Below are 26,692 nucleotides of genomic sequence, written 5' to 3'. Positions count from 1 at the left end.
TTAAACTGATCGACTTAGGCGTTAGCTGGGGTGCAGAACTCTTCCAGTGCCATTTCGAGGTGTTGAGCAATCATCTGCGCCGAACGACCTTCGATGTGGTGCCGCTCGATGAAATGGACTAACTCACCATCTTTGAAAATGCCGATTGCTGGCGACGATGGAGGATAGGGTAGCAGGAACTCCCGCATCTGAGCCGTAGCTTCTAAATCGCCACCGGCAAAAACCGTCACCATTTTGTCTGGCTTGACAGGGCTAGCCGCTAATGCTGCCTTAACACCCGGACGAGCCGCACCCGCTGCGCAGCCACAAACCGAATTGACAACAACCAGTGTTGTGCCCTGGGCATTTTCCATGGTGTTTACCACGTCTTCAGCAGTGGTCAACTCTTCGAACCCAACGCTCGTCAGGTCTTCCCGCATTGGGATAAGCAAATGTGGAGGATACATGATTTAAAGTTGAAAAAGTTTATTGTATACAGTTTTTAGTTCGGACCGAGCTTACATGAAGCCTAACTCTAGCTTAGCCACTTCTGACATCAGTTCAGTCGAATAGGGAGGGTCGAAGGTTAATTCGACGCTTACATCGTTGACGCCTTCGATGGCCCGCACTTTCTCTTCGATTTCGGCTGGAATCGAACCCGCTGATGGGCAGGAGGGCGAGGTCAGTGTCATCAAAATATAAACGTTGTTGACCGGAAATATTTTGATGTCGTAAATAAGCCCCAGTTCGTACACGTCAACCGGGATTTCGGGGTCATACACGCCTTTCAGCGCTAGTATGACCTGTTCTTTGAGTTCTTCGTCCGTCATTGTCAAAAGACGTTAGCGCGTAAAGTTATAATCTTCGAATTAGTTTAAGCTACCTGACCCGCGTAAGAGCGGCCATACGCTTTCATGCGTTCGATCATAGACGCCAGACCACCCGCCCGGAGTGAGGTGATCAGGTTACCCATGCCGACCCTTGGAATAAAGTAAAGATCGGCATTGGCAATGTCTTCCGGCTTTTCGCCCGACAATACACGAATCAACAAGCCAACCAATCCTTTCGAAATCTGAGCGGTTTGTTCACTGTCGCCGTAGAAGTACAGCCGATCACCTTTCAATTCGGCGTCAACCCATACCTTCGACTGACAACCCATGATTCGGTTCTCGTCAATTTTTTTGCTTTCGGGCATGGGAGGCAGCTTTTTGCCCAGATCAATGATGTATTGAGTCTTGTCGAGCTGATCGTCAAATAGATCAAACTCGTCAATAATTTCGTCCTGCTTTTCGTTGATTGTCATGCTATTATAACATCATTTTCTGTACCCGACGCAAGCCTTGCACGAGCCGGTCAACCTCATCTCTGGTGTTATAAACCGCAAACGACGCCCGCGTAGTTCCGGCTATACCGAAACGTTGCATCAGAGGCTGCGTGCAGTGGTGACCCGTCCGGACGGCAATGCCCTGCTGGTCCAGAATGACGCCCGTATCCTGGTGGTGAATCCCATCCATCACGAAGGATATAACGCCAATTTTGTGCTTCGCCTGACCGATGATGCGCAGACCGTCAAGTTCTGTCAACTGCTCGGTTGCGTACTGAAGCAAATCGTTTTCGTGCGCGGCAATATTTTCTTTCCCCAAGCCAGCCATGTATTCGAACGCGGCTTTCACCGCAACAACATCGGCTATATTGGGCGTACCCGCTTCGAATTTATAAGGAATCTCATTGTAAGTCGTCTTGGCGAACGTGACTTCCTTGATCATCTCGCCCCCGCCCCGGTAAGGCGGCATGGCATCGAGAATCTCTTTTTTACCGTACAAAACGCCCATGCCCGTCGGACCGTACAGCTTGTGCGCCGAAAGAACGTAAAAATCAGCGTCGAGCGCCTGCACATCGATGTCGAGGTGAGAACTAGCCTGAGCACCGTCGATTAACACAACGGCACCAACTTCGTGGGCTTTATCAATAATCGTTTTTACCGGGTTGATCGTACCTAATGAATTCGATACGTGTACGCAGGAAACGAATTTCGTCCGTTCTGACAGCAGTTTTTCGTACTCATCAATCAGGAGTTCGCCGTTGTCGTCGACCGGAATGACTTTGAGTACGCAACCTTTCTCTTCGCAGAGCATTTGCCAAGGAACAATGTTGGAATGGTGTTCCATGGTCGAGATAACGATCTCGTCGCCCTCCTTCAAAAAACGCCGTCCGTAGGTCTGTGCTACCAGATTGATACCATCGGTAGTACCGTAGGTAAAAATAATTTCCTGCCAGTGTTTCGCGTTCAGAAACTCCTGAACGGCCCGGCGGGAGGCTTCAAAAGCAGCTGTAGCCTGCTCGGCCAGGTGGTGAATACCCCGGTGAATATTGGCGTTGTATCCTTCGTAATAGCGCGTTAGGGCATGAATCACCGCCAGCGGCTTCTGATTGGTAGCCGCATTGTCGAGATAAACCAATGGCCGACCGTTAACCTGCTGATCGAGCACCGGAAAGTCCCGGCGAATTTGTTGAATATCAAGAGTAGTTTCTATAGCCGATTGCATGGGATAGGCGCAATAATTCAGGTGAGTAGATCACAACTCGAATAGGGAGTCATAGTGAAAACGCAAATAAAGGGTGATTAGGTTCGGGAACAGCCTCTTAGAATTGGATATCGTGCTGGAGCATTTATACAGAATAGGTTTACTCTACGCCCTGCAAAGCAGCCATAGGAAACACTTATTTGATAAAGCGGATCGTTAGGGGATATCGGTAGTATTCACCATTATTCGCTTTAATAGCGGCAATCAGCGTAAAAATAAGCCATACGGCTCCTACCAGCCAGATCAAGAATATACCGATCAGAAGGAACACCAAAATAACCGATATAGCCGCAGCCAAGGCCATCGTTATGTTAAAGTTGACAGCTTCTTTACCGTGGAAGTCGACAAAGGCAGATTTTTCTTTCTGAATCCGCCAGATCACCAGCGGAAGCACAATGCTACCGATCACAACAAGGGAGCCAGGCAGAGCGCTTAGATGAGTAAGCATGGCCCACAACCGGGCGTCGGACTCACTGAACGGTACGGGCGATAAAGGCGGAGTTGGGGGGCGGTTCTCCATGACGCAACATGATTTATTTCGGATTGATGATCTGAGCTAAATTTTTGACTGAAAGCGTGTTATCGCAATCAACTAACCGAATGGAGCAACTGTTTTCTTTTATTCAGACCATCCAGCCACTCTCCGATTCCTTACGAATGGCGTTGGCCTCGATGCTTCGACGGGAAGAACTTCCCCGCAAACATTGGCTGCTTCAACCGGGTCAGGTATCAGATCGTCTTTACTTTATCGAACGGGGTGTTGTTAGAGAATACTATTTAAAAGCCGCTTCCTTGCAAAGGGATGGGCGGGAGGTAACATCGTGGTTCATGCGGGAGGGCGACTTCATCGTATCAATTGTGAGCTTTTATACGCGTCAGCCGGCCCGCGAATACGTCGAGCTGTTGGAAGACAGTATTTTGTGGTCTATCTCGTACGCACAACTTCAACAGCTTTATCGTGATTTTCCGGAGTTCAACAGCGTCGGTAGGCTGATCACCGAACGATACTACGTGCAGAGCGAACTACGCACCCAAAACCTGCGAATGCAAACCGCCCCTGAACGTTACGGGCAATTGCTGACAGACTTTCCGGCTATTTTTCAGCGTGTTCCGCTTAAATACATCGCGTCACACCTTGGTATTTCGCCCGAAACGCTAAGTCGTCTACGAGCCCGCCGAAATTGATATTTATCAATGTTTAGCGGTAAAGGATCGTGTTGCTTTGGGGATCAATTTACTAAACCTCAATGCGCTATGCTACCGATTATCTTTGCCGTTTTCGCTTTTTGTTTCATCCTCGAACGTTTGATTCCGGGCTGGAAACTGCCTGCCGTTCCGACCTGGACGATTCGCGTGTTGGCCATCAATTTTGTGCAATTGGTTGTCGTCGTGGTTGCTGGATTTACGTGGGAGAAATGGCTGTCGGCTTACTCAGTTCTGCATCTTTCCGACTACGTTAACAACGTTGGTGGTGGGATAATAGCGTACGTTATTGCCACGTTTGTCTTCTATTGGTGGCACCGTTGGCGGCACACAGTCGATTTTCTGTGGACGCACTTTCATCAGATTCACCACAGTCCGCAGCGGCTGGAAGTCATCACCTCGTTTTACAAACATCCGCTCGAAATGACCGTCAATTCCATTATTGGCAGTTTACTGGTTTATACACTGCTCGGATTGAGTGCCGAAGCCGGGGCCATTTATACGCTCTGTACGGCGCTGGGCGAGTTTTTTTACCACACTAACGTAAAGACGCCCCAATGGATTGGCTATATTTTTCAGCGGCCCGAAATGCACCGAATTCATCACGAATACGAGAAACACACCAGCAACTACGGCGACATTGTCTGGTGGGACATGCTCTTCGGAACCTATCAGAATCCTAAAGAATTTAAATCGACTTGTGGTTTCGATGAAGAAAAAGAACTGCGGCTAGGTGATATGCTTCAGTTCAAAGACGTTCATCGGGAGTGAGAAATAGAAGTTCGTGGTGTCGGTTTCTCAAAACCGACCCTTGGCGTCAGCAATTTGTGTCGGTTTTAAGAAACCGACACCACTTAGAAGGACATCAGATTGGAGCAAGTTCAACATTCCGGACAATACTGTTTTGAGAAACTGACACCACGAGCGCAACCGCTGATACAAGCCGTATTGATCTGGGTGAAATCATCCTGCGTGATCAAGTTGTACCCTATTTTAAGCGATAAAAAGGTATCTAACCAGTACTGATTGTTTTAGATTAAGGTACTGGTTAACAGATAGTTGATTATGAAAGTAAATGAGAATCTGCGGCACTATCTAGCCTCGTTTGGGGTTATATAGATAGCTAACCAACCAACGTTATGTACTGTATCAAATGTGGTAATCTCATCCCCGAAGCGCGGCTCAAAGCCCTTCCAACGGCTAAGACGTGTGTGCACTGTTCGCAGGCTCAGCGAGTCGCTGGATTTCCGCTTATTACGGGTAAGACAGAGTATTCGGCCATTCAGATCATGTCGCAGGCCGATGCCCAGCAGTTGCATAAGATGGGAGCCAGACGCGGTACGGGTGCCTCCACGTACATGAAGCGGGAGAAACGGACCTAGTTCCGCTTGTCTCACGCATGCCAACACGCGTACCTCAACCTTGGCAGGTTATTCCTATACATGAATCAGCGGAGGGTGGTGTCGGTTGTGGTGTCAGGTACGAATATCTGACACCACAACCGACACCACCCTCCGCTGATAAAAAGTAAAAGGCAGGTTTAGGTCAATTCAACGACCCAGTCGTCCTGCTCGACTACAATACCTTCTTTTAGCACAATCTTACTGATTTTACCAGCTTTAGGCGCGGCTACGATACTTTCCATCTTCATCGCTTCGATCACGAAAAGTGGTTGGTTTTTCTTTACCTCATCACCTTCCTTCACCAAAATTCGGGTTAACCGACCTTGCAACGGAGCGCCAACATCGCCTTCTTTGCCAACCTTGGCGTTCATCGCCTTTTCAACCTTCGATGATTTATCCCGAACCTGAACCTGGCGGCTCTGACCGTTCAACTCGAAGGTAATCGTGCGCATCCCAAACTCATCGGGTTCGGACTTGAACAGCAGTCGGACGAGGATGTTTTTCCCTTCTTCAATGTTGATCAGAATCTCTTCGTTTTCCTTTAGTCCGTAAAAGAAGGCCGGAGTCGGAATGATGCTTACATCGCCGTATTGTTCGTTGGCTTTGTAATATTCATCGTACACCTTCGCATACATCTGGTAGGACAGGTAGTCCTCAAAACCGCTGTTGTGCGGGTATTTTTTCTGAAACTCTGCGAAGTCAGCGTCGAAGTCGATGGGTTTGAGGTGTTCGTTTGGGCGGCCAGTGATCGGCTCTTCGCCTTTAAGAATTACCTGCTGAACGTCTTCGGGAAATCCACCGACGGGCTGCCCCAAAATACCTTTCATCAGCTCTTTAACCGATTCCGGGAACGACAGCGAATCTCCTTTTTTGAGAACATCGTCCGCTGTTAAGTTGTTGGCAGTCATGAAGATGGCCATATCGCCTACGACTTTCGATGAAGGCGTTACTTTGACGATGTCACCGAACAGCTGATTGGCGACGGAGTAGTTTTTCTTGAGCGTTTCGAATTTGTCACCCAAACCCGTAGCAATCGCCTGAGGTCTCAAGTTTGAGTACTGGCCACCCGGAATCTCGTTGTCGTAGACCTCCGCGCTGCCCGCTTTCATGCCCGATTCAAACGGATAGTAATATTCACGAACGTCTTCCCAGTAGTTCGAATAAGCGTTCAATGAAGCCAGATTTGAGGGGCATTCCCGCTCGTGTCCCTGCATCATGGCGACAACCGAGTTGAAGTTCGGTTGCGAAGTCAGACCCGACAACGCACCGAGGGCACAGTCAACGATGTCAACACCCGCGTCGATGGCTTTGAGATACGTAGCGGCCTGAATCCCTGCCGTATCGTGCGTATGCAGATGAACTGGGATACTTACGGCTTGCTTCAACTCACGAACCAGCACGTCAGCCGCTAACGGTTTCAGCAGACCGGCCATGTCTTTGATGGCGAGCATGTGCGCACCTTCATCTTCGAGCTGGCGGGCTAAATCCAGGTAGTATTGAAGGTTATACTTCTTGTGCTTGTTGGGATCAAGCATATCGCCTGTATAGCAGATAGCCGCTTCACAGATCGCATCAGTCCGTTCGCGAACAGCCCGCATACTGACTTTCATCGCTTCGACCCAGTTGAGCGAGTCGAAAATACGAAAAACATCAATGCCTGTTTCCCATGATTTTTCAACGAATTTTTCGATCAGGTTGTCCGGGTAAGCAGAATAGCCGACGGCGTTGGAGCCACGGAACAGCATTTGCAGCAGCATGTTTGGCATGGCTTCGCGCAGAGCGGCCAACCGCTTCCAGGGGCTTTCGTAGAGGAAGCGCATGGCCACATCAAATGTAGCGCCCCCCCAAACTTCCATTGAGAACAGTTCGGGATGACTTTTCGCAAATCCTTCGGCTACTTTTTGCAAATCCTGCGTCCGAACGCGCGTAGCCAGCAATGACTGGTGTCCATCGCGGAAGGTCGTATCCGTATACAGAACGCACTTCTGATCGAGTACCCACTTCGAGAAATCGTCGCGTCCTAACTCCTTCATCCGGTTACGGCTACCATTAGGGAAAGGAGCATATTGGTCAAATGTCGGTACAACAGGCGTTCTGAATACTTTGGAGTCGTCCTTTTTTTTGACTTCCGGATTACCGTTTACGATCACATCGGCGAGGTAGTTGAGAACCCGTGTCGAACGATCCTGCGGTTTACGAAAGTTAAACAGTTCGGGGTGACTTTCAATAAATGATACCCTGGCTTCACCCCGTTGAAAAATGGGATGGCTCATGACATTCAGCAAGAAGCCGATGTTCGTTTTAACGCCCCGAATCCGGAATTCCAGCAGTGCCCGCGTCAGCCGTTGGGTAGCTCCCTTGAGCGTCCGTCCCCGCGCCGATACTTTCACGATCATCGAATCGAAATAAGGCGAGATTTTCATCCCCGCGTAGCTGCTGCCTTCGTCAAGGCGAATACCAAAACCAGCGGCATTCCGGTACGCGATTATTGTTCCAAAATCAGGCTTGAAGCCGTTGGTTGGATCTTCGGTTGTGATACGGCACTGAATAGCGAAGCCGTTGAGCGGAATTTCGTCCTGGTGGTGGATGTAAATCCCGTTGTCGGACAGCTTATAGCCCATCGCAATCAGAAGCTGGGTTCTGACGATGTCGATACCCGTTACTTCTTCCGTTATGGTATGCTCAACCTGAATCCGGGGGTTAACTTCGATAAAGTAGATATTCTCGTTTTTATCGACCAAAAACTCCACTGTGCCTGCGTTGGAGTAATTAACGGCTCGACCCAACTGAATCGCGTAGTCATAAAGCTTTTGCTTTGTTTCCTGACGCAGCCCGAACGAGGGAGCTACCTCGACAACCTTCTGAAACCGCCGTTGTACCGAACAGTCACGTTCGTACAGGTGGACGATGTTGCCGTGCTGATCCCCAAGAAGCTGAACTTCAATGTGTTTTGGGTCTTCAATAAATTTTTCGAGAAAGATAGTATCGTCCCCAAAAGCATTCCGGGCTTCGTTTTTTGCTTCGGTAAATGCTTTTTCAAACTCTTCGGCCTGACGCACCACCCGCATCCCGCGTCCACCGCCCCCGGCAGCGGCTTTTACCATGATTGGAAAGCCAATTCGCTCGGCCTCGGACAAGGCAAATTCGGGTGTCATGTTTTCTTCCCGTGAGTCGGGAATAAGCGGAACCCCTGCCTTGGTTGCCAGATTTTTGGCCCGAACCTTATCACCCAGCGCGTCCATCGCTTCGGGCGATGGTCCAACAAAGATGATGTCCTCTTCGCGGCAACGTCGGGCTAGTTTTACGTTTTCAGACAAAAAACCATAGCCTGGGTGGATGGCATCGATCTTATGATGTTTGGCCAGCAGAATAATGCCTTCGACATCAAGATAAGGCTTCAATGGATCCTCGTCGCGGCCGATCTGGTAAGCTTCATCGGCTTTGTAACGATGGAGTGAATAACGGTCTTCGTAAGTGTAAACGGCAACAGTCGTGATGCCTAACTCGGTAGCGGCCCGCATGATACGGATTGCAATTTCACCGCGGTTGGCGACTAACAGACGTTTGATGGGACGGATGTATTCCTTCATAATTCTCAACAAAAACAGCTTCAGGCTATGCAATTGTCAAATGACAAAGCAAGATTGTTGAAAATTCTGGAAAACCAGCCATTCCCAATAGGATTATCAGATAAGATGGACTTTTCAGGAACAGAATCGATTGGTTGCAACCTATCAGGAGAATCAATGCGGAGCGTACTTGACCGTTTCTCTGCCAGCCCAGTACGCCACTAAGCCCACACCCACTTTATTGATAAGGTCGGCTATGGAAAAGGTGATGTGAATCCAGTTTGTATCAATTGCAAAGACGGTCAGAATATAACCAATCGGATAAACGCCCCAGAACGTAACGGTAGTTAGTGCCATTAACCGATAAGCCTGCTGTTCTTTAGGTAAAGCACGATCTGCGTATTGTTTCCAAAGCTTGTACAGCGTAAACGGAATGATGATGTAACCCACCGTTGAAACCGCTCCCCAGATGAGTTTGGGGCCAGCCAAGACTTCGTTGTCAAATCCGACCTGCTGTTCACCGATGTAGCCAGTCAGGATCATAAAGAAATCAGCCAGTAGCATGATCGCTAGCGGACGTTTGATTTCATGCAGCTTAACCCGCAGGAATGATACCATTTTCAGAAGCAGCAACGGCGTTGTCACAGCCCAATCCATGTATCGGTACTGCCCAATGGCGTTGTAGGATTCCCGCATGAGCGTCTGCCGATTGTCCGCATCAGCTAGGGTCGCCAATTCGGCCAGCATATCACGATAATAGGACTGAATGAGAAAGTAGGAGATGCCAGCCACGGCTGCGATGATGGTCGTCAGGGCTTGGGTACTTTTGTGCTTGGGACTAACACTTGTACGCGAGAGTAGGGCAAAGAGGAAATTTCCCAGAAAAGCGTACATGGCCACGACGAGGAAAAAATAGGTGACCATTGGAAGCAATCCAACGACGCCCGCCGTTGGAATGAAAGTATCGGATAGCTTCATAAAAAAAACAGTGCTGCTGAATGATATTAACTCATTCAGCAGCACTGTTACAGTTAAAATATTATTAAAAAGCAGACTTAGTTTTGCTTGGGTAGTGCCGCTTTAGCCTGTGTCATTTCAGTTTGTGCTTTCGCAACCAATTTTTGAGCGTAATCTTTCAAGGTAGCGTTTTTGCCGTATTGAAGATAGGTATTGGCCATATCGATAGCATCCTGCCGATGATCAAGCAGCACAGTGACAAAGTTTTTATCAAAATTGCCAGTTAGTTTATCATCCGCGCCACCCTGTTGTAATTTCAGCGCCATAGCCTGAATGTTCCGGCCCTGTTGCTGGGTAAAAGCCTGATTGGGGCGCGATGGCTTAACTTGTTTCAGTGTTTCATCCAACAGTGCTGCATCGCTCTGAGCAACCGTCAGTAGGCTCTGTGCCATTTGTTTCAATGACGAGTCAGCACCATTCTGAATTTCCTGCTTCAATAAGTCCTGTTCACCCTGCGTATGAATTTTTGCCTGGAAAGCATAATCGAAATCAGGGTCGCCGGTAGCTTGAAGTTTTTTTAGCTTTTCCATCATTTGCTGCATAGGCAATAGCAGTTGAGCTTTAGACGGATCAGAAGCTGTTCTTGCTGCGCCGGTACTCGTGCTCGTTGTACCGGTAGTTGCCTGAGCGCAGGCGACAAGTGCGCTGCCTGAGAGCGATACGGCCAGCAGCCAAACGAAAATATTGGTATTGAGGGTTTTCATGGTGTAATGAGTTAACAAGTACTTTACGATAGTTAAGGAAGACAGCCAATTTAGCTCGCTTCCTACTTAAGACAAACGAGGCTAAAAATGGTTTAATGTGCTTCGTGTACCCTTAGACAAAATTCTTCGTGGTTGGTAACGCAACTGGTTCGCTGTTGTCTGGAAGCACAACGTTCAGGGTAGGCCAGCGTTCGTGCAGTAAAGCGGCCAGTGCGCGCATACCCCATTCTTCGCTTCGGTAATGTCCGACCGCAATAACCGCCATACCGGTATCGTCAACAGCCTTCTGCGCTGGCTTTCTGTATTGACCAGTCAGGTAGAGACTTGCTCCCCGCTCATGGGCTTCACGAACTAAGGCATCATTCATCGCGCCGACCACAGCAATACGACCAATTGTATGCTGTCCGGTCTGGCAGCGTCCGGCCTCGGCTCGGTCATAACCACCGAACATAGTACTCACTTCACGAAGTACTGCGTCAAACTCCTGCTCAACTCTGTCAAACAGCATACCAATAGCCCGTTTGGGTAATAACTCGCCGGTGTCGGTAGTGTCCTGTTTGTAGCCAAGTGGTTCGGGCGTTCCAAGGCTGTTCATCAGATTGGCCAGCAAGGTGTTATAGCCCATCGTCAGCGCTTCGTCGAATGGCAGATGATGGTAAACAATGCCCACATCTGGCGGTAGTTTAGTGCGGTCAAGCTGCCAGGGTCGATGAAGCCACAAGGCATCAAGCTTGTTTTCTTCGAGCCATTTGGGCAACGCAGGCCACGGCTCCAGAGCAAGTCCCAGGCGGGAAATAGGTCGGTCAGAGTGGTGGTAAATTCCACCTTGCTCACGATTTAAATAGCGATCCGTGGCTAGCTCATTTTGCAAAAAATCGGCTAATTCACGTAAGCTAAGCAGTTGATTGGTCATACCCATTGAACCGGTTCTGTGCGCTGTAAACCAGAGTTTACGGCGTGCCGGCTAAAAATAAATAACAGACTATCAGCTATATAAACTGAGATTTAGGATTCATGTTTATTATTTTATTGAACCGCTTACTCAAACCTGTTTGATTTTTTTGAAAATAAAATTGTAGGTTTGTAGTCCTAAATGCGTCCGCGCTGGCGGTCCAACAAAGCCCATGAAGTTCCTCGGATAAGACCCTACGCGGGTTTCCCTTCTTCACTTATTGCCTGCCGCCCAACTGGGCCGCTATCCCTTTTTCACATCATTCATTTGCGTCGGTAGTCGTCGGACTATACGCCATTCTTCTATTCTAATGACCAGATTCTTTCGGTTATTTCTGGCTGCATTGCGCGGTACAGAAACTAACTTCACATCCGGCAGTATTAATAGGGCTATCTTTCTGCTTTCCGTTCCGATGATCCTGGAAATGGTCATGGAATCGCTGTTTGCCATAGTCGATGTTTTTTTCGTGGCGAAAATTGGCACCGAGGCCGTTGCGACAGTAGGCTTAACTGAATCTGTTCTAACGATTGTTTACTCGATTGGCATCGGTCTAAGTACTGCCGCCACCGCATTGGTAGCCCGGCGCATCGGTGAGGAGAATAAAGAAGCGGCCAGTAGAACTGTCGGTCAGGTAGTGTTGCTATCCGTTGCTATGTCGATCGTGTTAGGCATACCTGGCTTTCTATTAGCTGAACATATTCTACGGCTGATGGGTGGTAACGACCAGCTGATTGCCAATGGGGTAGGCTTTACAAAGATGATTTTCGCCAGTTCGCCAGCGATTATTTTGCTTTATACCCTGAGCGGTTGTCTGCGTGGCGCGGGTGAAGCGTCGGTCGCTATGCGTTCGTTATGGCTGGCAAACGGAGTTAACATTATTCTGTGTCCGGTTTTTATTTTTGGTCTTGGCCCCTTCCCCGAACTTGGCGTTATGGGGTCGGCGGTAGCTACCACAACTGGCCGAACGGTTGGTGTTTTGTACCAGCTTTACGCCTTAACGCGTCCTGGTGGAAACGTGAGGGTCATGCGGACCGATGTGACTCCTGATATGAGCATCATCCGAAACCTGCTTAACCTAGCGGTTGGCGGTACGAGCCAATTTCTGGTTGGGTCAGCAAGCTGGATCTTTCTGACGCGCATTTTGTCGGCGTTTGGTAGCGACGTTGTTGCGGGCTATACCATAGCCATCCGGATTATCGTGTTTACCATTCTGCCGTCCTGGGGTTTGGCTAATGCTGCGGCAACGCTGGTTGGACAGAACTTGGGAGCGGGACAGCCTGAACGAGCCGCGACATCTGCCTGGCGGGCCGCTTTCTGTAACATGCTTTTTCTTGCCGCCGTTGGTATCGGCTTCTTTATCGGAGCCAGGGAAGTTGTTGGCTTATTTAACCGCGACGTTCGCGTAATGGAGATTGCCGTCGAATGCTTACAGGTCTTTTGCGTAGGCTACGTCTTTATGGCGTACGGGATGGTGTTAAGTCAGGCACTAAATGGCGCAGGTGATACGCGAACGCCAACGCTTATTAACATTGTTTGCTTCTGGATTATCGAAATTCCATTGGCTTACACGCTTGCCACATGGCTGCACTGGGGACCGCCGGGCGTATTCTGGTCTGTGGCGATTAGCGAGTCGCTGCTTGCTCTTATTGCCGTTTGGGTCTTCCGACGTGGTCGTTGGAAAACCGTTCAGCTATAATATGGGTCAGGCAGTTGAGGGTCCAAAAAGTAGAAACTTTTCCAAAAATCAGTCCGTTATTAATTATGAGATGTTGGATAAAAAATGCGAATCTTCGGTGAGAAGCTGTTGGTAGACCCGTTTTTCTCGGGAATCGAAAGTAGCTCGCGACGTACGATTATGCGACATCCTCAAACCATTTTATTATGATCGACACACACAAACAACCCGAAACCGCTGTTCTGGTAGCACTGGTCACGCAAAAGCAGACCGCTGATCAGACTAAAGAATATTTGGACGAACTTGCGTTTCTGGCGGAAACGTCGGGTGTCACCACTGTACAGACATTTACGCAGAAACTTGACCGGCCCGACACAAGAACTTTTGTCGGAAAAGGTAAACTAGAAGAAATTCAGACGTTTATTCTCGCCAACCCGGTAGATTCTATAATTTTCGATGATGATTTGACTCCTGCTCAGGTGCGTAACCTGGAAGCCGAGTTTAAAGAAATCAAAGTACTTGACCGTAGCCTGCTCATCCTGAATATTTTCTCGATGCGAGCACAGACTGCCCAGGCACGTGTCCAAGTCGAACTAGCGCAGTATCAGTACCTCTACCCTCGTCTGACTCGCATGTGGACGCACCTTAGCCGTCAGAAAGGCGGAACCGGTATGCGTGGTCCGGGGGAAAAAGAGCTGGAAACTGACCGTCGGATTGTAAAAGATCGTATTGCCTTTCTAAAGGATAAGCTTGCGAAGATCGACAAGCAAAGTGTAACGCGTCGGAAAGAGCGTGACCGGCTTGTGCGGGTGGCTTTGGTCGGGTATACCAACGTCGGTAAATCGACGCTGATGCGTACGATGGCTAAAGCGGAAGTATTTGCCGAGAATAAGCTGTTCGCTACTGTCGATTCAACCGTGCGTAAGGTGACGCTTGGCAACATTCCTTTTCTGCTGACTGATACGGTTGGGTTTATTCGGAAGCTGCCTACCACGCTTATTGAGTCGTTTAAATCAACGCTCGATGAGGTTCGCGAAGCGGATATTCTACTCCATGTTGTCGATGTATCCCATCCTAATTTTGAAGAACAAATAGAGGTTGTTAACACCACGCTTGCCGACATCAAAGCTGCTGACAAACCTATGGTTTTAGTCTTCAACAAAATGGATGAATTCGTGCCAAGAGAGGAGTGGACGGATAAAGTCAACAGAGATGATGACGAAGACATTGATGACGAGCAGAGTCACGAGGAGGTTGTCGTGCCGGTAGCTATGCGGAGAAAAACTGCGTTGGAGTACTTGAAGAAAACTTATCTGACTCAAAAGGCAGACTATGTCGCTTTTATTTCGGCACAGACAGGCGAGAACGTTGGTGAGCTGCGTGAGTTGCTTTATGATTTGGTAAAAGAGAAACATTACCAGATTTATCCGAACTGGGTGCACGTTCCACTAAACGAATCGGCTGAATACAGCGACGGTTTGGCAGGTTAACGGATTTTCGTCAATTTTGTAAAAGAAACCGAGCGGTCAGGATGGCCGCTCCTTTTTTGGTCCCGTAGTTCAACGGATAGAATAGACGTTTCCTAAACGTTTGATATGGGTTCGATTCCCGTCGGGACCACAGATTACTCTTAACACGAAGTGAGGCCAAGTACTGGTTGTCGTAGCTTACCCAAGTCGAATCAATAATGTATTGGTTAGACTCGTCAACCAATACACAGTGTGAGTTGGATAAATTTTCGAATAGTTTCTGAGCAATCGGCTCGTCTTCAATAGTGGCGCAACGCAGTGTTCTCATCATAAAATTACAACGTCAGCGAGGAGCCTTTGAATCTGCTATTTTCTGCTGATCAACCCAAGTAGTTGTATCGATGAGTACGGTAAGTAAGATAAGAGGCTCCCAAAAAAGAACTTTCTGATTTTGTAGCTGGGTGGTTGCCAGACTACGAAACCAGAAAGTTCTCTACGCGATCAAGGAAATCCTGTTAACGAATACCCGCCAGCGTTTTTAGCCGGTTATAAATACGAGTAGGGATGCTATAATGGCGTAATGTCTGACGCTGGTAATAATCGGAGTTGTCCACTACATCAGACCACGTAAAATCGCGTTGTCCGCTATTGTCTAGGTTCGTCTTATAGCGGTTGTAAATATCCGTGTGCGTTGCGTCTTTGCTAAAGCCGATATTCTGAACTTTCGACACAGTGGGATAGACCGTTAAGCCACCTTCTTTAAAGCGGTTGTAACAAAAGCGGATATCCCAGGCATCGGCCCGGCCTTCCATCTGATCGCGGAGCATCCCGACTAGGTCTGACCCTCCCTGCATAAACGCTTTCTGCTGTTGCTTATCTTTTATGAAAGCCGGATAATCAGTCATGTCCCAATCTACCGAGTTCCAGCGATCAGCCCAGGTCGCCCATCCCCAAGGGCTATGACGTGGGATAAAATAAGCATCTGACGAGTAACCAGCGGGCCGTTGAAAAGGCAAAGTGTAGCCAGATACTGAATATACGCGTCGAGTTTTGGCATATTTTGCCAAACCTTGATTCATGAAGTCCAGAAAATTCGGAGCTGTTACAATATCGTCTTCCACGACAATGACCGAAGAGTGTTCCTCCAGGACTCGATTAATACCCCGAATAATTGAATCCGCACAGCCGATATTGTTCTCAGCATAATCTCTGTGAATACTGCGAAAACCGGTAACCTCGTCTAACAATTGACGTACCTGAGCCGCTTTGGGTGCATCGTCGGGCCGTTTGGGAGCATCCGCGAAGATGTACAAGTCGCTTTGGGGAGCTAAGTAGTTTGCCTGAAGCGCTTGAATAGTAGCCTTGAGTTCGACAGGGCGCTTGTAGGCGAAAAGAAGTACTGGAGCATTCATAGTCAGAAGGCGTTTTGTGACCTAGTAAGCCGTTGATGAAGATGTATAAGCCTGAAGACTTTACCTATCTTTATTGACTGGCTAGTTTAAGGTGTTTGCTGCCAAGCGATAAACGTGAGTGATTTGAGTTAAAATAAAATAGGGTTAACTAGCTACTTATAAGTCTGCTTCTAGATAACTGATGCTACTTGATAGATTGTAAATTCCATTTTCTTCCTGTACCGATTTCGCGCGATTGATAAGCATCAATTGAAGCGCAGTCGTTTCAAGTCGGTCCCGCGATACAGTTACAACAGTATCATCAAACAATCGTACCCAACCGGACCGGCTTTTCTTCCGCATGAACTCTCGAACGTAAACAGGGTTTACAATGGCTGAACGGTGGACCCGGATGAAATTAAGGTGTTGTTCAAACCAATGCAAAGGCTGGGTAACAAGAATAAATGTACCCTTTAGGCAATGTATGCGCGTATAATTAGCTTCCCCCTTCAGCCACACAATTGAATCAACGTCTACAGGATCTGGATGACCAATTAACTGAATTGTGTTCATGCTAGGATATTATCGGCTAAACCTCACGATGGTGTATGGCCATGTTTGGTTTTGAGACAGCCAAGATAAGCTTTCCTACCCGAACTTATATACAGGATATATATTCTCTGATTATTCGGCCAATGCTCCAGGCAAATAGGGTACGAAAGTAAGTGATTTATTGATTGTTAAGCTGACAGATACACACGAATAATAAGAATACAGAAGATGGGGCCTGGTTTTAGTTAATTTCTGTTATACTAAATAGATGAAATTAGTATTCTTTATTAAAAAAAAGACAAGTATAGGTATAAAAGGTATTGTTTAAGAAACAATATTTTATAATTAAAAAAGGCTACGTTAGGATATTTTAGATTAATGCCTGTTTAGAAATTAACCACAAACCGCGTTATATAAGATCATATTTTTGTACTATAAAGAATGAAGAGAGTCAAAGGCAATCAGACCCGATTTTAAGCCTTTAAAGCGCGATGAACGACGCTTTCATCAATCCGTTAATGATAGAAAACAATTGTTAGCTACGCAAGCTTATTTATTTAATAAATACTAAAACAAAACCACACCCCAAAGTGCACTTATGGCTACTAAGTAAGAGAAACATAACTTGTTATGGATTACTGCTTACACTCTTTTCGACAGTATCGCTTTGCCTAGCTCAGACGACGTATTATGTGGCAAGTAACGGAAACGACTCCAATGACGGGCGGTCACGTACATCTCCTTTCCAGACCCTGGACCCGGTTAACCGTTTAGGATTGCAACCTGGTGATTCTGTTCTGTTTCGTAAAGGCGACACGTTCCGTGGAAAATTAGCAATCCGACAATCTGGCTCAGTAAACAGACGTATTATTTTTAGCGCTTATGGAGTCGGTTCGAAGCCAGTGCTATCAGGATCCGTTCCAGTGGTGAACTGGTCAAACGCAGGCGGAAACATATGGAAGGCTAACTGTCCATCTTGCGGAAATACAGTTACTGGACTATATCAGAATGGAGTGGCTTTGCCACTTGGTCGTTATCCTAATATGGACGCTCCTAATAAGGGCTACTTGACTATTCAATCACATAACGATAAGAATCAAATTACTAGTCAGGAGCATTTGCCTGACAACATAAATTGGAAAGGTGGAGAAGCAGTCATGAGGCCCACACAGTGGATTATCGATCGTGCTGTAATCGATAATCAAAATGGCGATGTACTCAATATATTAAACTATTCCAATTATACGCCATCTGACGGTTGGGGTTTTTTTATCCAAAGTCATCCTTCAACCCTTGACCAGAATGGAGAGTGGTATTATGATGCGACTAGTAAAACTATTTGGCTTTATAACTCACAAACAACTCCTGATCAGAACCTTATCACGGCAACAGTACAAAATAGGGGTATAGAAGCTTATAATATCTTTAACGTTAGCGTGAATAATATTCATGTTAAGGAGACGCTCAATGAAGGGGTCTTTATGGATAATGCAACAAACGTTACAATTGCAGATAACGATATTACAAACTCCGGGGAGGATGGAGTAATAATTACAGGATCTGGTAATAATTTACTCGTTGAAGGAAATCACATTGTAGATGTAAACAACAACGGCGTTCGTATAGATGCTTTACAAAATGTTATCTTTAGAGGTAACACGTTACGGCGCGTTGGAATGATACCGGGACGCGGTAAGAGCGGGGATGGACAATACAACGGTTTTCAGTCTAACGCAAATGTAGGTGTGTTAATTGAGAGAAACACTATAGATAGCATAGGTTACAATGGTATCTCATTCTGGAACAATACGACCATTCGGCAAAATGTAGTTTCGAACTACTGTATGACAAAGAGCGATGGCGGTGCTTTGTATGTTTGGAATAAGGCGAAAGCCTCAATGACAAATATCTACATTGATTCAAATATCATTTACAATGGCATTGGCGCCCCCGAAGGTTCGTTCCGACGAGAATATTCGGGAGCTAACGGAATCTTTCTGGATGATTGCGTTGAAAATGTCACATTCAGAAACAACACAGTATTCAATAACCACCAATGGGGAATCTACTTACATGCAACCAGCAACATTACCCTAATTGGTAATACATCCTATAACAATGGAGTTAGCCAGTTCGCCATGTACCATAACGCTGGCTATTGCCCCTTCAGAAATAATACAGTAAAAAATAATATCTTCCTTAGCAAAGAACCATCTCAACTAACAAGTCAGTACGAATCGAATACAAATGATATAAACCTATACGGCGATATAGATAGTAACTATTACGCTCGTCCTTTTAGTGAACCAGCCACTATTCTGGGTATAATAAACAATACACAAGGAGGAACATTTAGCTTAGAAGATTGGCGTAATTTCTCTGGTGGTAAAGATATCCATTCTAGTAGAAGTCCTATTGTATATAACTCGTATAGAAATGAAGTTGCTGGTGGTACTAATCGTATAAACAGTTCCTTTGATGCCGATGCCGATGGTTGGTTTATTGTCTATAGTAACTATAACAATGCAGAAGCTACTCGGGATGCAACAAATAAACTAGATGGGGGGAGTCTGCGAGTTGGGTTTCCAACCCCTTCCGGTCAAAGCAATTCGTATGCACAAGCCGTCAATCGGTTTGGTACGATTACAAAAGGTAAAACCTATGTTTTGCGGTTTGATGCCGTTGCCTCGGTAAACGTAAATATTCTGGCATATCTACGGTCATATGGACCGCCTTACGTAGAATACGACAAACGTTACACTGTATCAATTGGGCCGACCAGAAAAAGCTATGAATTTGTCTTTACGGCATCAGAAAGTGGTACTGACGCGGTTGTAATGTTCCAGATAGACGGAGAAGGGCCAACGTTCTGGCTCGATAATATTCGTCTTCAGGAAGGTGTTCCTATTCAAAACAACCCAGATGATTTTATTAAGCTGTTCTATAATCCGACGCTGAAGGATAGCGTTATTACCCTGACCGATGTATATCGTGACGTGAAAAACCAAGCATACAGCGGCTCATTTACTCTTAAACCGTACACGTCGGTTATTTTGCTGAAAGACACGCTGCCAGTACCTCCCGCTGATCTGAGCCTTTCGCTACAAAGTCGTAAGCGACTAGTACAGGTTAATGAACCAACCACTATTGAGCTTCGTATTAGCAACCAGGGACAGACTCCGGCTGCGTTGTCGCGGTGGACTTACCGGTTGCCTGCTAACCTCCAGTTTATCAATAGTGACGGTCAGCCTTACAGCGATAATGTCCTGACGGGAACGGTTCAGCAACTCGCGCCCTTAACTGATACGACATTTATTTTATCCGTCAAACCCACTGTTGCAGGTATCTTTCGAACGGCTGCTCAGATAACCACGGCAACAGCTCCTGATCCAGACAGTAAACCGAACTCGGGTACGGCTGATGGCGAAGATGATACAGCTATGACCGAACTGCGTGTTGACGGTCCAAGTGACACTGTATTTGAATCGCCAAACCCGAATCAGCGTGCATTGCCTCCAATAGAATCGAATCAGCCAACACCTGATCCTACTAAAGCAGACCTTAGTTTACGGATTGAAGTAAGCAATCGAACACCAGCTAAGGATGAAGTCATACGGATTACCTTGTATGTTAATAACGCTGGTGGCCTTGCTACCGACGGAGTTCAGTTGCAAAACCAGCTGCCTGAGGGTCTTACACCTGTAAACCTTACGGACTGGACGGCTAGTGGACGTTTATTAAATGCTACGCTTCCTTCAATTTCAGCAGGAGCGACTGTCAGCATATCTTTTCAGGCGCGTGTCAACTCACTAGGATCGTGGGTGAATAAAGCTCAAATCAGTGCCTCTGGCACTGCTGATCCTGATTCGATACCAGGAAATGGGTTCACAAATGGCGAAGATGACGAGGCTCAAATTGATATACGTACCAGCAAATAGTATCGTGTTTCTTCGGTGCTTTGATCAGGAGTAACATAAAAATTACCAAAAAAGCCAATATGATATCATATTGGCTTTTTTGGTAATTTTTATGTTACTAATTTTGATAATTAAATAATATAAATGTGTAAGCTGTTGAATCGGTAAATTTCATTTGTATAAATTAAAAATAATATGCTTGTGTAACAAAAAATGATTTAACGTGTTAGTTATCACAAAATAAGGTAACTATATATTATTCATTAACATATAGTTAATATAACATACACTACCAATTTTATTTCTTAAGCGGTCAATTGTGATTAGGACTATTGGTACAATTAATTAGAATAAATAGCAAACTCACGTAATTTATTGGTATAATATTTGTCTAATAAGTAAGATATCAATAGGTTACATGGATGTACAGCAATGTGCACCTTACCTTGTACGCTCGCATACTTATTAAACCTAAAATAGTTTCTCCGTGCATATCTCTAAAGGTAATCCAGTAAGGAAAATGGTAACATTAGCTAGAAAAGCTATACCATTTGTACTCCTCGGTGGACTCTCCACTTCATTAGCTCAAACAACTTATTACGTATCCAACGCTGGTAGTGATTCGAATAACGGACGCTCAAGTGATGCTCCATTTCAAACACTGGCAAAAGTGAGCAGCCTTGGGTTACAACCTGGCGATCAAGTTTTATTTCGGCGTAATGACACCTTTCGGGGAAGCCTACAACTGCGCCAGTCAGGATCTTCTGATAAACCGATAGTAATTGACGCTTATGGGTCGGGTAACAAACCAGTTTTAACCGGCTCATTGGCCGTAGGAAATTGGACCAACTTAGGCAACAACATATGGCAGGCCGACTGTCCTGCTTGTGGGGATCGGGTAACAGGAGTTTACCGAGATAATGCTGCCCTGCCGCTTGGACGATATCCAAATCTTGATGCCTCGAACAAAGGATATATAACTGTACAATCGCACTCTGGCAGAAGTCAGCTTACCAGTCAGGTAGGTTTGTCAACAAACTGGACAGGAGGGGAGGTAGTTTTTCGGCCAGTACAATGGATTCTGAATCGATCCAAAATTACGGGACAAAGTGGTAACACCCTGTATTTAGACGGTTCCGGCTCCTACGATATTAGCGACAACTGGGGGTTTTTTGTCCAGAACCATCCGGCTACGCTGGATCAGGTGGGAGAGTGGTATTATAATCCCGGCAACAAAACGATTCGGATATACGACAACCAGGGAAATCTGAATAGTCAGACTGTTACGGCCACCACTTCGTCCGAAGCGGTAAATCTGGCGAATATATCTTTTGTGACAATTCGTAACCTGCAAATTACGCAGGCGCTGGCAACTAATCTCGTGGTTACGAACAGTTCTAACTTAGTGATCAGTAATAACGACATCACGCAGGCTGGTGAAGATGGTATTGTTTTACAGGGAAGTGGGAGTCAGATCACTTTCGAAAACAATAATATCGATAACATCAACAACAACGGGGTTGCCATTTCTACTTATCAGAATATCACCTTTAGAGGAAACAATGTCCGGAACATTGGATTGCTACCCGGTCGCGGTAAGAGCGGAGATGGGATGTACGTTGGGTTTCAATCAAACTCAACGGCTAACACATTGATCGAGAATAATACATTTGATAATATTGGTTATGTAGCCATTAACTTCTCGACTAGTTCAACGATACAACGCAATCTAATTAGCAATTTCTGCCTGACCAAGAGTGATGGAAGCGCCTTGTATATCTGGAATGGCAACCGGCTGGGTATGTCTGATATTCGTATTCTGTCAAACACGGTATACAATGGTATCGGAGCTAATGAAGGCACTCCCGGTGGGACTTACACAGGAGCGAATGGTATCTACCTAGACGATTGCACCACAAACATTGAGGTAGCGAATAACACGGTCTACAATTGTAAAGGGTACGGTATATTTCTGCACGGATCGTCCAATGTTCGGGTAACAGGTAACACCGCCTATAATAACGATGAAGGACAACTGTCTATCACACCCGCCAGCGGCTGTCAGCCACGGAGTAACGCAATTTTAAACAACGTGTTTGTGAGTCGTGTGGCCGATCAGTACAATGTCAAGTACGAGTCTGGGCAGAACGATCTAGGAGAGTACGGACAGTTCGACAACAACGCTTATATCCGTCCTTTTGCTGCCAGCAACCCTATTTTTTACTACAATGGTAGTAGTGGCGGCAACATCTCGCTTGCTGAATGGCGGAACCGGTACGGTAAAGATGCATCATCGACGATAAGCCCAGTCACATACTCGTCGGGTAATCCAGATGACTATATCAAATTCATTCCGAATCCTACGGGTAGCTCTATACAGGCTTCATTGAACGGTACTTACCGGGATGCGAAAAATAACACCTATTCGGGGCAGGTTACTGTTCCGGCGTATTCGTCGTTGGTTCTGCTGAGAGATATTACCCAATCACTACCGCTACGTGATCCTGACAACCCGGCCAATACGGTGGCGGGTTTGAATTATAGTTATTATGAATCATTTTGGACCAGTCTCCCTGATTTTAATAGTCTGACACCGGTCAAGAGTGATGTTACCAGTACACCGACTCTTTCTGTTCGAAATCGTGACACAAGCTACGGGCTACGTTTCACGGGTTATATCAGCGTGCCTACTGACGGGCAGTACACCTTCTATCTAAATTCGGACGATGGTAGTAAGCTTTACATCGGCAGTACAGAGGTAGTTGACAACGGCACCTTTACGGGGCAGGAGAAGTCGGGCACCATTGGCTTGAAGGCGGGTCTGCACGCTATCACGGTGAGCTACTTTCAGGGGGGTGGGGGAGCGTCCTTATCGGTGAGTTACAGCGGCCCCAACATCGGCAAACAAGTCATTCCCGCTTCGGCTTGGTACCGGGTCAACACCGGCACCACCACGCCCACTACACCGACCACTGGCCTGCGGGACGCCGACAACCCGGCCAACGCGGTGGTGGGTTTGAACTACAGCTACTACGAGAGCTACTGGACGACGTTACCTGACTTCAACAGCCTCACCCCCACCAAGAGCGGCACCACCTCGGTGCCCAGCCTCTCGGTGCGCAATCGGGAAGAGAGCTATGGGCTGCGGTTCACGGGCTACATCAGCGTACCTACCGACGGTCAGTACACCTTCTACACCTCTTCGGATGACGGCACCAAGCTTTACATCGGCAGCACCGAGGTAGTCAGCAACGATGGGGTACACGCTGACCAGGAGCGGTCGGGCACCATTGGCTTGAAGGCGGGCTTGCATGCTATCACGGTGGTCTACTTCCAGGGCAACGGGGGCGCGGCTTTGTCGGTGAGCTACAGCGGCCCTAACATCGGCAAGCAGACCATTCCCGCTTCGGCCTGGTACCGGGTCAACACCGGCACCACCACGCCCACTACACCGACCACCGGCCTGCGGGATGCCGACAACCCGGCCAACGCGGTGGTGGGTTTGAACTACAGCTACTACGAGAGCTACTGGACGACGTTGCCCGACTTCAACAGTCTCACCCCCACCAAGAGCGGCACCACCTCAGTGCCCAGCCTTTCGGTACGCAATCGGGAGGAGAGCTACGGACTACGGTTCATGGGCTACATCAGCGTGCCTGCTGACGGGCAGTACACCTTCTATCTAAACTCGGACGATGGTAGTAAGCTTTACATTGGTAGTACAGAAGTGGTTGACAACGGCACCTTTACGGGGCAGGAGAAGTCAGGCACCATTGGTTTGAAGGCGGGGCTGCACGCTATCACGGTGAGCTACTTTCAGGGGGGCGGTGGAGCGTCCTTATCGGTGAGCTACAGCGGTCCCAACATCGGCAAACAAGTCATTCCGGCCTCGGCCTGGTACCGGGTCAACACCGGCACCACCACGCCCACTACACCGACCACTGGCCTGCGGGACGCTGACAACCCAGCCAACGCAGTAGTAGGGCTCAACTACAGCTACTACGAGAGCTACTGGACAACGTTGCCCGACTTCAACAGTCTCACCCCCACCAAGAGCGGCACCACCTCAGTGCCCAGCCTCTCGGTACGCAATCGGGAGGAGAGCTATGGGCTGCGTTTCACGGGCTACATCAATGTGCCCACTGACGGGCAGTACACCTTCTACACCTCTTCGGATGACGGCACCAAGCTTTACATCGGCAGCACCGAGGTGGTCAGCAACGATGGGGTGCACGCTGACCAGGAGAAGTCAGGCACGATTGGTTTGAAAGCGGGTCTGCATGCTATCACGGTGGTCTACTTCCAGGGCAATGGGGGGGCGGCTTTGTCGGTGAGCTACAGCGGTCCCAACATCGGCAAACAAGTCATTCCGGCCTCGGCTTGGTACCGGGTTAATAGTGGCAACAACAACCCTACCACGCCAACTACTGGCCTGCGGGATGCCGACAACCCAGCCAACGCGGTGGTAGGGCTCAACTACAGCTACTATGAGAGCTACTGGACGACGTTGCCCGACTTCAACAGCCTCACCCCCACCAAGAGCGGCACCACCTCGGTGCCCAGCCTCTCGGTGCGCAACCGGGAAGAGAGCTACGGACTGCGTTTCACAGGTTATATCAGCGTACCTACCGACGGGCAGTACACCTTCTACACCTCTTCGGATGACGGCACCAAGCTTTACATCGGCAGCACCGAGGTGGTCAGCAACGATGGGGTGCACGCTGACCAGGAGAAGTCAGGCACGATTGGTTTGAAAGCAGGTTTGCATGCTATCACGGTGGTCTACTTCCAGGGCAATGGGGGGGCGGCTTTGTCGGTGAGTTACAGCGGCCCCAACATCGGCAAGCAGACCATCCCGGCTTCGGCCTGGTACCGGGTCAACACCGGCACCACCACGACCACTACACCGACCACTGGCTTGCGGGATGCCGACAACCCAGCCAACGCAGTGGTGGGTTTGACCTACAGCTACTACGAGAGCTACTGGACGACGTTGCCCGACTTCAACAGTCTCACCCCCACCAAGAGCGGTACCACTTCGGTGCCCAGCCTTTCGGTACGCAATCGGGAGGAGAGCTATGGGATACGGTTCACGGGCTACATCAGCGTACCTACCGATGGACAGTACACCTTCTACACTTCTTCGGACGATGGCACCAAGCTTTACATCGGCAGCACCGAGGTAGTCAGCAATGACGGAGTGCATGGTGATCAGGAGAAGTCAGGCACGATTGGTTTGAAAGCAGGTTTGCATGCTATCACGGTGGTCTACTTCCAGGGGGGCGGTGGAGCGGCTTTGTCGGTGAGCTACAGCGGTCCCAATATCGGCAAGCAGAACATCCCCGCTTCGGCGTTCCGACGGGTGACTTCCGGTGGACGTGAAGCAGCTGTTGGTGAGGTAACTCCTGAAATCACGTTTCAGATGCAGGCGTACCCCATACCCGCTCAGGACAACATGTGGATACGTTATTCTACAGAAAATGCTGGTGATGTGACGGTTCAGTTGATCAATATGGCAGCCCAGGAAGTTATGCAGACAACCTACCAGGCTGTCAAAGGCGAGAACCTGATCAAGATAGGAGTAGGGCAATTTAACCGGGGAGGCTACGTACTGATGCTTACTCAGGGGCAACAGCGCCTTACCAGCAAAGTTCTTTTCAAGGAGTAATGCCAATGAGTATTGAGTAAAAGTTAAATTAGAAACTGCACAAAATAGAACCTCGGTTAATTAGCTTGAAAAGTTAATCAACCGAGGTTCTATTTTCATTGAAAATAACGGATTGCTAAAATTGAACGCGAGCTACACACTCGATTTCAGCGAGCGTTGAGGCAGGGTAACCGATTCCCACCAATAGCGCCGGAAGGTGTAAAAACATGTCAGCCATTGATGATACGTAATTGGCTTAACGATGTACGAAGCAATGCTAAACGTATATGATTTTACAACGTCGTCATGGTCTTGTGAACCACTCAAAACAACAATCGGAACTTGACGATAAACGGAATTGGATTTTATCGCTTCTAGCAATATCCAACTGTCTTCCCGGCGTGGCAGGTATAAATCCAGTAAAATGAGCCGTGGTAATTTTGTTTCATCGCTTAAGCAGCTTTCCAGATATTTTAAAGCCTGCATAGGATTGTTTACCCATATAGGCTCGACTTCCGGAAAACACTGTGCCAGAGCAGAACGGATAATCAGCCACTGATCAGCGTTATCCTCTACTACCAAAATAGGCATGCGGTTTGCTTTTCGACGTTTTGGTGTAGTAGACTTCC

At 47.7% G+C, this 26,692-nt stretch carries 19 protein-coding genes and 1 tRNA gene; 8 read left to right on the top strand and 12 right to left on the bottom strand.

The genetic code is table 11. The annotated features are described in order from the left end of the window. Positions 1-14 precede the first annotated feature (14 nt). The 5 genes from M0L20_RS03945 to M0L20_RS03925 all read right to left on the bottom strand — a co-directional run bounded on the left by M0L20_RS03945 (position 15) and on the right by M0L20_RS03925 (position 3,084). Positions 15-446: a BrxA/BrxB family bacilliredoxin gene (locus M0L20_RS03945; RefSeq protein WP_232559558.1), complete on the bottom strand. Its 432-nt coding sequence runs from the start codon at positions 444-446 to the stop codon at positions 15-17. Between the two features lie 51 nt (positions 447-497). Further along, entirely contained in the window at positions 498-809 is a 312-nt protein-coding gene (locus tag M0L20_RS03940; RefSeq protein WP_232559557.1) for a DUF59 domain-containing protein, read from the bottom strand. A 44-nt stretch (positions 810-853) separates the two neighbouring features. Next, complete coding sequence (locus tag M0L20_RS03935; RefSeq protein ID WP_232559556.1) at positions 854-1,282, bottom strand: SufE family protein; 429 nt, start codon at positions 1,280-1,282, stop codon at positions 854-856. Between the two features lie 4 nt (positions 1,283-1,286). Continuing rightward, positions 1,287-2,525: a cysteine desulfurase gene (locus M0L20_RS03930; RefSeq protein WP_248475817.1), complete on the bottom strand. Its 1,239-nt coding sequence runs from the start codon at positions 2,523-2,525 to the stop codon at positions 1,287-1,289. 175 nt (positions 2,526-2,700) lie between these two features. Continuing rightward, on the bottom strand, positions 2,701-3,084 hold the full coding sequence (locus tag M0L20_RS03925) for a DUF4870 domain-containing protein (RefSeq protein ID WP_232559554.1): 384 nt from the start codon (positions 3,082-3,084) through the stop codon (positions 2,701-2,703). Between the two features lie 80 nt (positions 3,085-3,164). Here M0L20_RS03925 and M0L20_RS03920 point away from each other — a divergent pair, with 80 nt between their 5' ends. The 3 genes from M0L20_RS03920 to M0L20_RS03910 all read left to right on the top strand — a co-directional run bounded on the left by M0L20_RS03920 (position 3,165) and on the right by M0L20_RS03910 (position 5,149). Next, entirely contained in the window at positions 3,165-3,749 is a 585-nt protein-coding gene (locus tag M0L20_RS03920; RefSeq protein ID WP_232559553.1) for a Crp/Fnr family transcriptional regulator, read from the top strand. Between the two features lie 69 nt (positions 3,750-3,818). Beyond that, positions 3,819-4,538, top strand: coding sequence for a sterol desaturase family protein (locus M0L20_RS03915; RefSeq protein WP_248475816.1), 720 nt, complete (start codon positions 3,819-3,821; stop codon positions 4,536-4,538). 368 nt (positions 4,539-4,906) lie between these two features. Continuing rightward, the gene (locus M0L20_RS03910; protein WP_232559551.1) at positions 4,907-5,149 is read left to right on the top strand and encodes a TraR/DksA family transcriptional regulator; all 243 of its coding nucleotides are present in this window, start codon (positions 4,907-4,909) and stop codon (positions 5,147-5,149) included. A 158-nt stretch (positions 5,150-5,307) separates the two neighbouring features. Here M0L20_RS03910 and M0L20_RS03905 read toward each other — a convergent pair whose 3' ends face one another. The 4 genes from M0L20_RS03905 to M0L20_RS03890 all read right to left on the bottom strand — a co-directional run bounded on the left by M0L20_RS03905 (position 5,308) and on the right by M0L20_RS03890 (position 11,373). Beyond that, complete coding sequence (locus M0L20_RS03905) at positions 5,308-8,760, bottom strand: pyruvate carboxylase (RefSeq protein WP_248475815.1); 3,453 nt, start codon at positions 8,758-8,760, stop codon at positions 5,308-5,310. 153 nt (positions 8,761-8,913) lie between these two features. Then, complete coding sequence (locus tag M0L20_RS03900; RefSeq protein ID WP_248475814.1) at positions 8,914-9,717, bottom strand: bacteriorhodopsin; 804 nt, start codon at positions 9,715-9,717, stop codon at positions 8,914-8,916. Positions 9,718-9,794: 77 nt separating this feature from the next. Beyond that, the gene (locus tag M0L20_RS03895) at positions 9,795-10,460 is read right to left on the bottom strand and encodes a DUF305 domain-containing protein (protein ID WP_232559548.1); all 666 of its coding nucleotides are present in this window, start codon (positions 10,458-10,460) and stop codon (positions 9,795-9,797) included. Between the two features lie 112 nt (positions 10,461-10,572). Then, a complete protein-coding gene (locus M0L20_RS03890; protein ID WP_248475813.1) occupies positions 10,573-11,373 on the bottom strand; it encodes a Nif3-like dinuclear metal center hexameric protein in 801 nt (266 codons plus the stop codon). A 349-nt stretch (positions 11,374-11,722) separates the two neighbouring features. Between M0L20_RS03890 and M0L20_RS03885 the strand changes: the two genes are divergently transcribed. The 3 genes from M0L20_RS03885 to M0L20_RS03875 all read left to right on the top strand — a co-directional run bounded on the left by M0L20_RS03885 (position 11,723) and on the right by M0L20_RS03875 (position 14,707). Beyond that, on the top strand, positions 11,723-13,108 hold the full coding sequence (locus M0L20_RS03885) for an MATE family efflux transporter (RefSeq protein WP_248475812.1): 1,386 nt from the start codon (positions 11,723-11,725) through the stop codon (positions 13,106-13,108). A gap of 185 nt (positions 13,109-13,293) precedes the next feature. Further along, positions 13,294-14,577: a GTPase HflX gene (gene hflX / locus M0L20_RS03880; RefSeq protein ID WP_248475811.1), complete on the top strand. Its 1,284-nt coding sequence runs from the start codon at positions 13,294-13,296 to the stop codon at positions 14,575-14,577. Positions 14,578-14,635: 58 nt separating this feature from the next. After that, positions 14,636-14,707: transfer RNA gene (locus tag M0L20_RS03875), tRNA-Arg, on the top strand. Positions 14,708-15,071: 364 nt separating this feature from the next. Here the strand turns inward: M0L20_RS03875 and M0L20_RS03870 are convergent. Together M0L20_RS03870 and M0L20_RS03865 are read right to left on the bottom strand one after the other, a co-directional pair. Continuing rightward, positions 15,072-15,968 carry a glycosyltransferase family protein gene (locus M0L20_RS03870; RefSeq protein WP_248475810.1) on the bottom strand — a complete coding sequence of 299 codons (897 nt, stop codon included), beginning with the start codon at positions 15,966-15,968 and terminating at the stop codon, positions 15,072-15,074. A gap of 156 nt (positions 15,969-16,124) precedes the next feature. Beyond that, positions 16,125-16,520 carry a LytTR family DNA-binding domain-containing protein gene (locus M0L20_RS03865; protein WP_248475809.1) on the bottom strand — a complete coding sequence of 132 codons (396 nt, stop codon included), beginning with the start codon at positions 16,518-16,520 and terminating at the stop codon, positions 16,125-16,127. 671 nt (positions 16,521-17,191) lie between these two features. Between M0L20_RS03865 and M0L20_RS03860 the strand changes: the two genes are divergently transcribed. Then, entirely contained in the window at positions 17,192-20,437 is a 3,246-nt protein-coding gene (locus M0L20_RS03860; protein ID WP_248475808.1) for a right-handed parallel beta-helix repeat-containing protein, read from the top strand. Positions 20,438-20,936: 499 nt separating this feature from the next. Beyond that, on the top strand, positions 20,937-26,084 hold the full coding sequence (locus tag M0L20_RS03855; RefSeq protein ID WP_248475807.1) for a PA14 domain-containing protein: 5,148 nt from the start codon (positions 20,937-20,939) through the stop codon (positions 26,082-26,084). Positions 26,085-26,216: 132 nt separating this feature from the next. Here the strand turns inward: M0L20_RS03855 and M0L20_RS03850 are convergent, their stop codons facing one another. Then, positions 26,217-26,654: a response regulator gene (locus tag M0L20_RS03850; RefSeq protein WP_232559540.1), complete on the bottom strand. Its 438-nt coding sequence runs from the start codon at positions 26,652-26,654 to the stop codon at positions 26,217-26,219. Between the last annotated feature and the right edge of the window lie 38 nt (positions 26,655-26,692).

The sequence above is a fragment of the Spirosoma liriopis genome, assembly GCF_023196085.1.
GTDB classification, from domain to species: Bacteria; Bacteroidota; Bacteroidia; order Cytophagales; family Spirosomataceae; genus Spirosoma; species Spirosoma oryzicola.
Note: the sequence above shows the minus strand (reverse complement) of the source record. Positions and strands in the feature narration are given on the sequence as shown.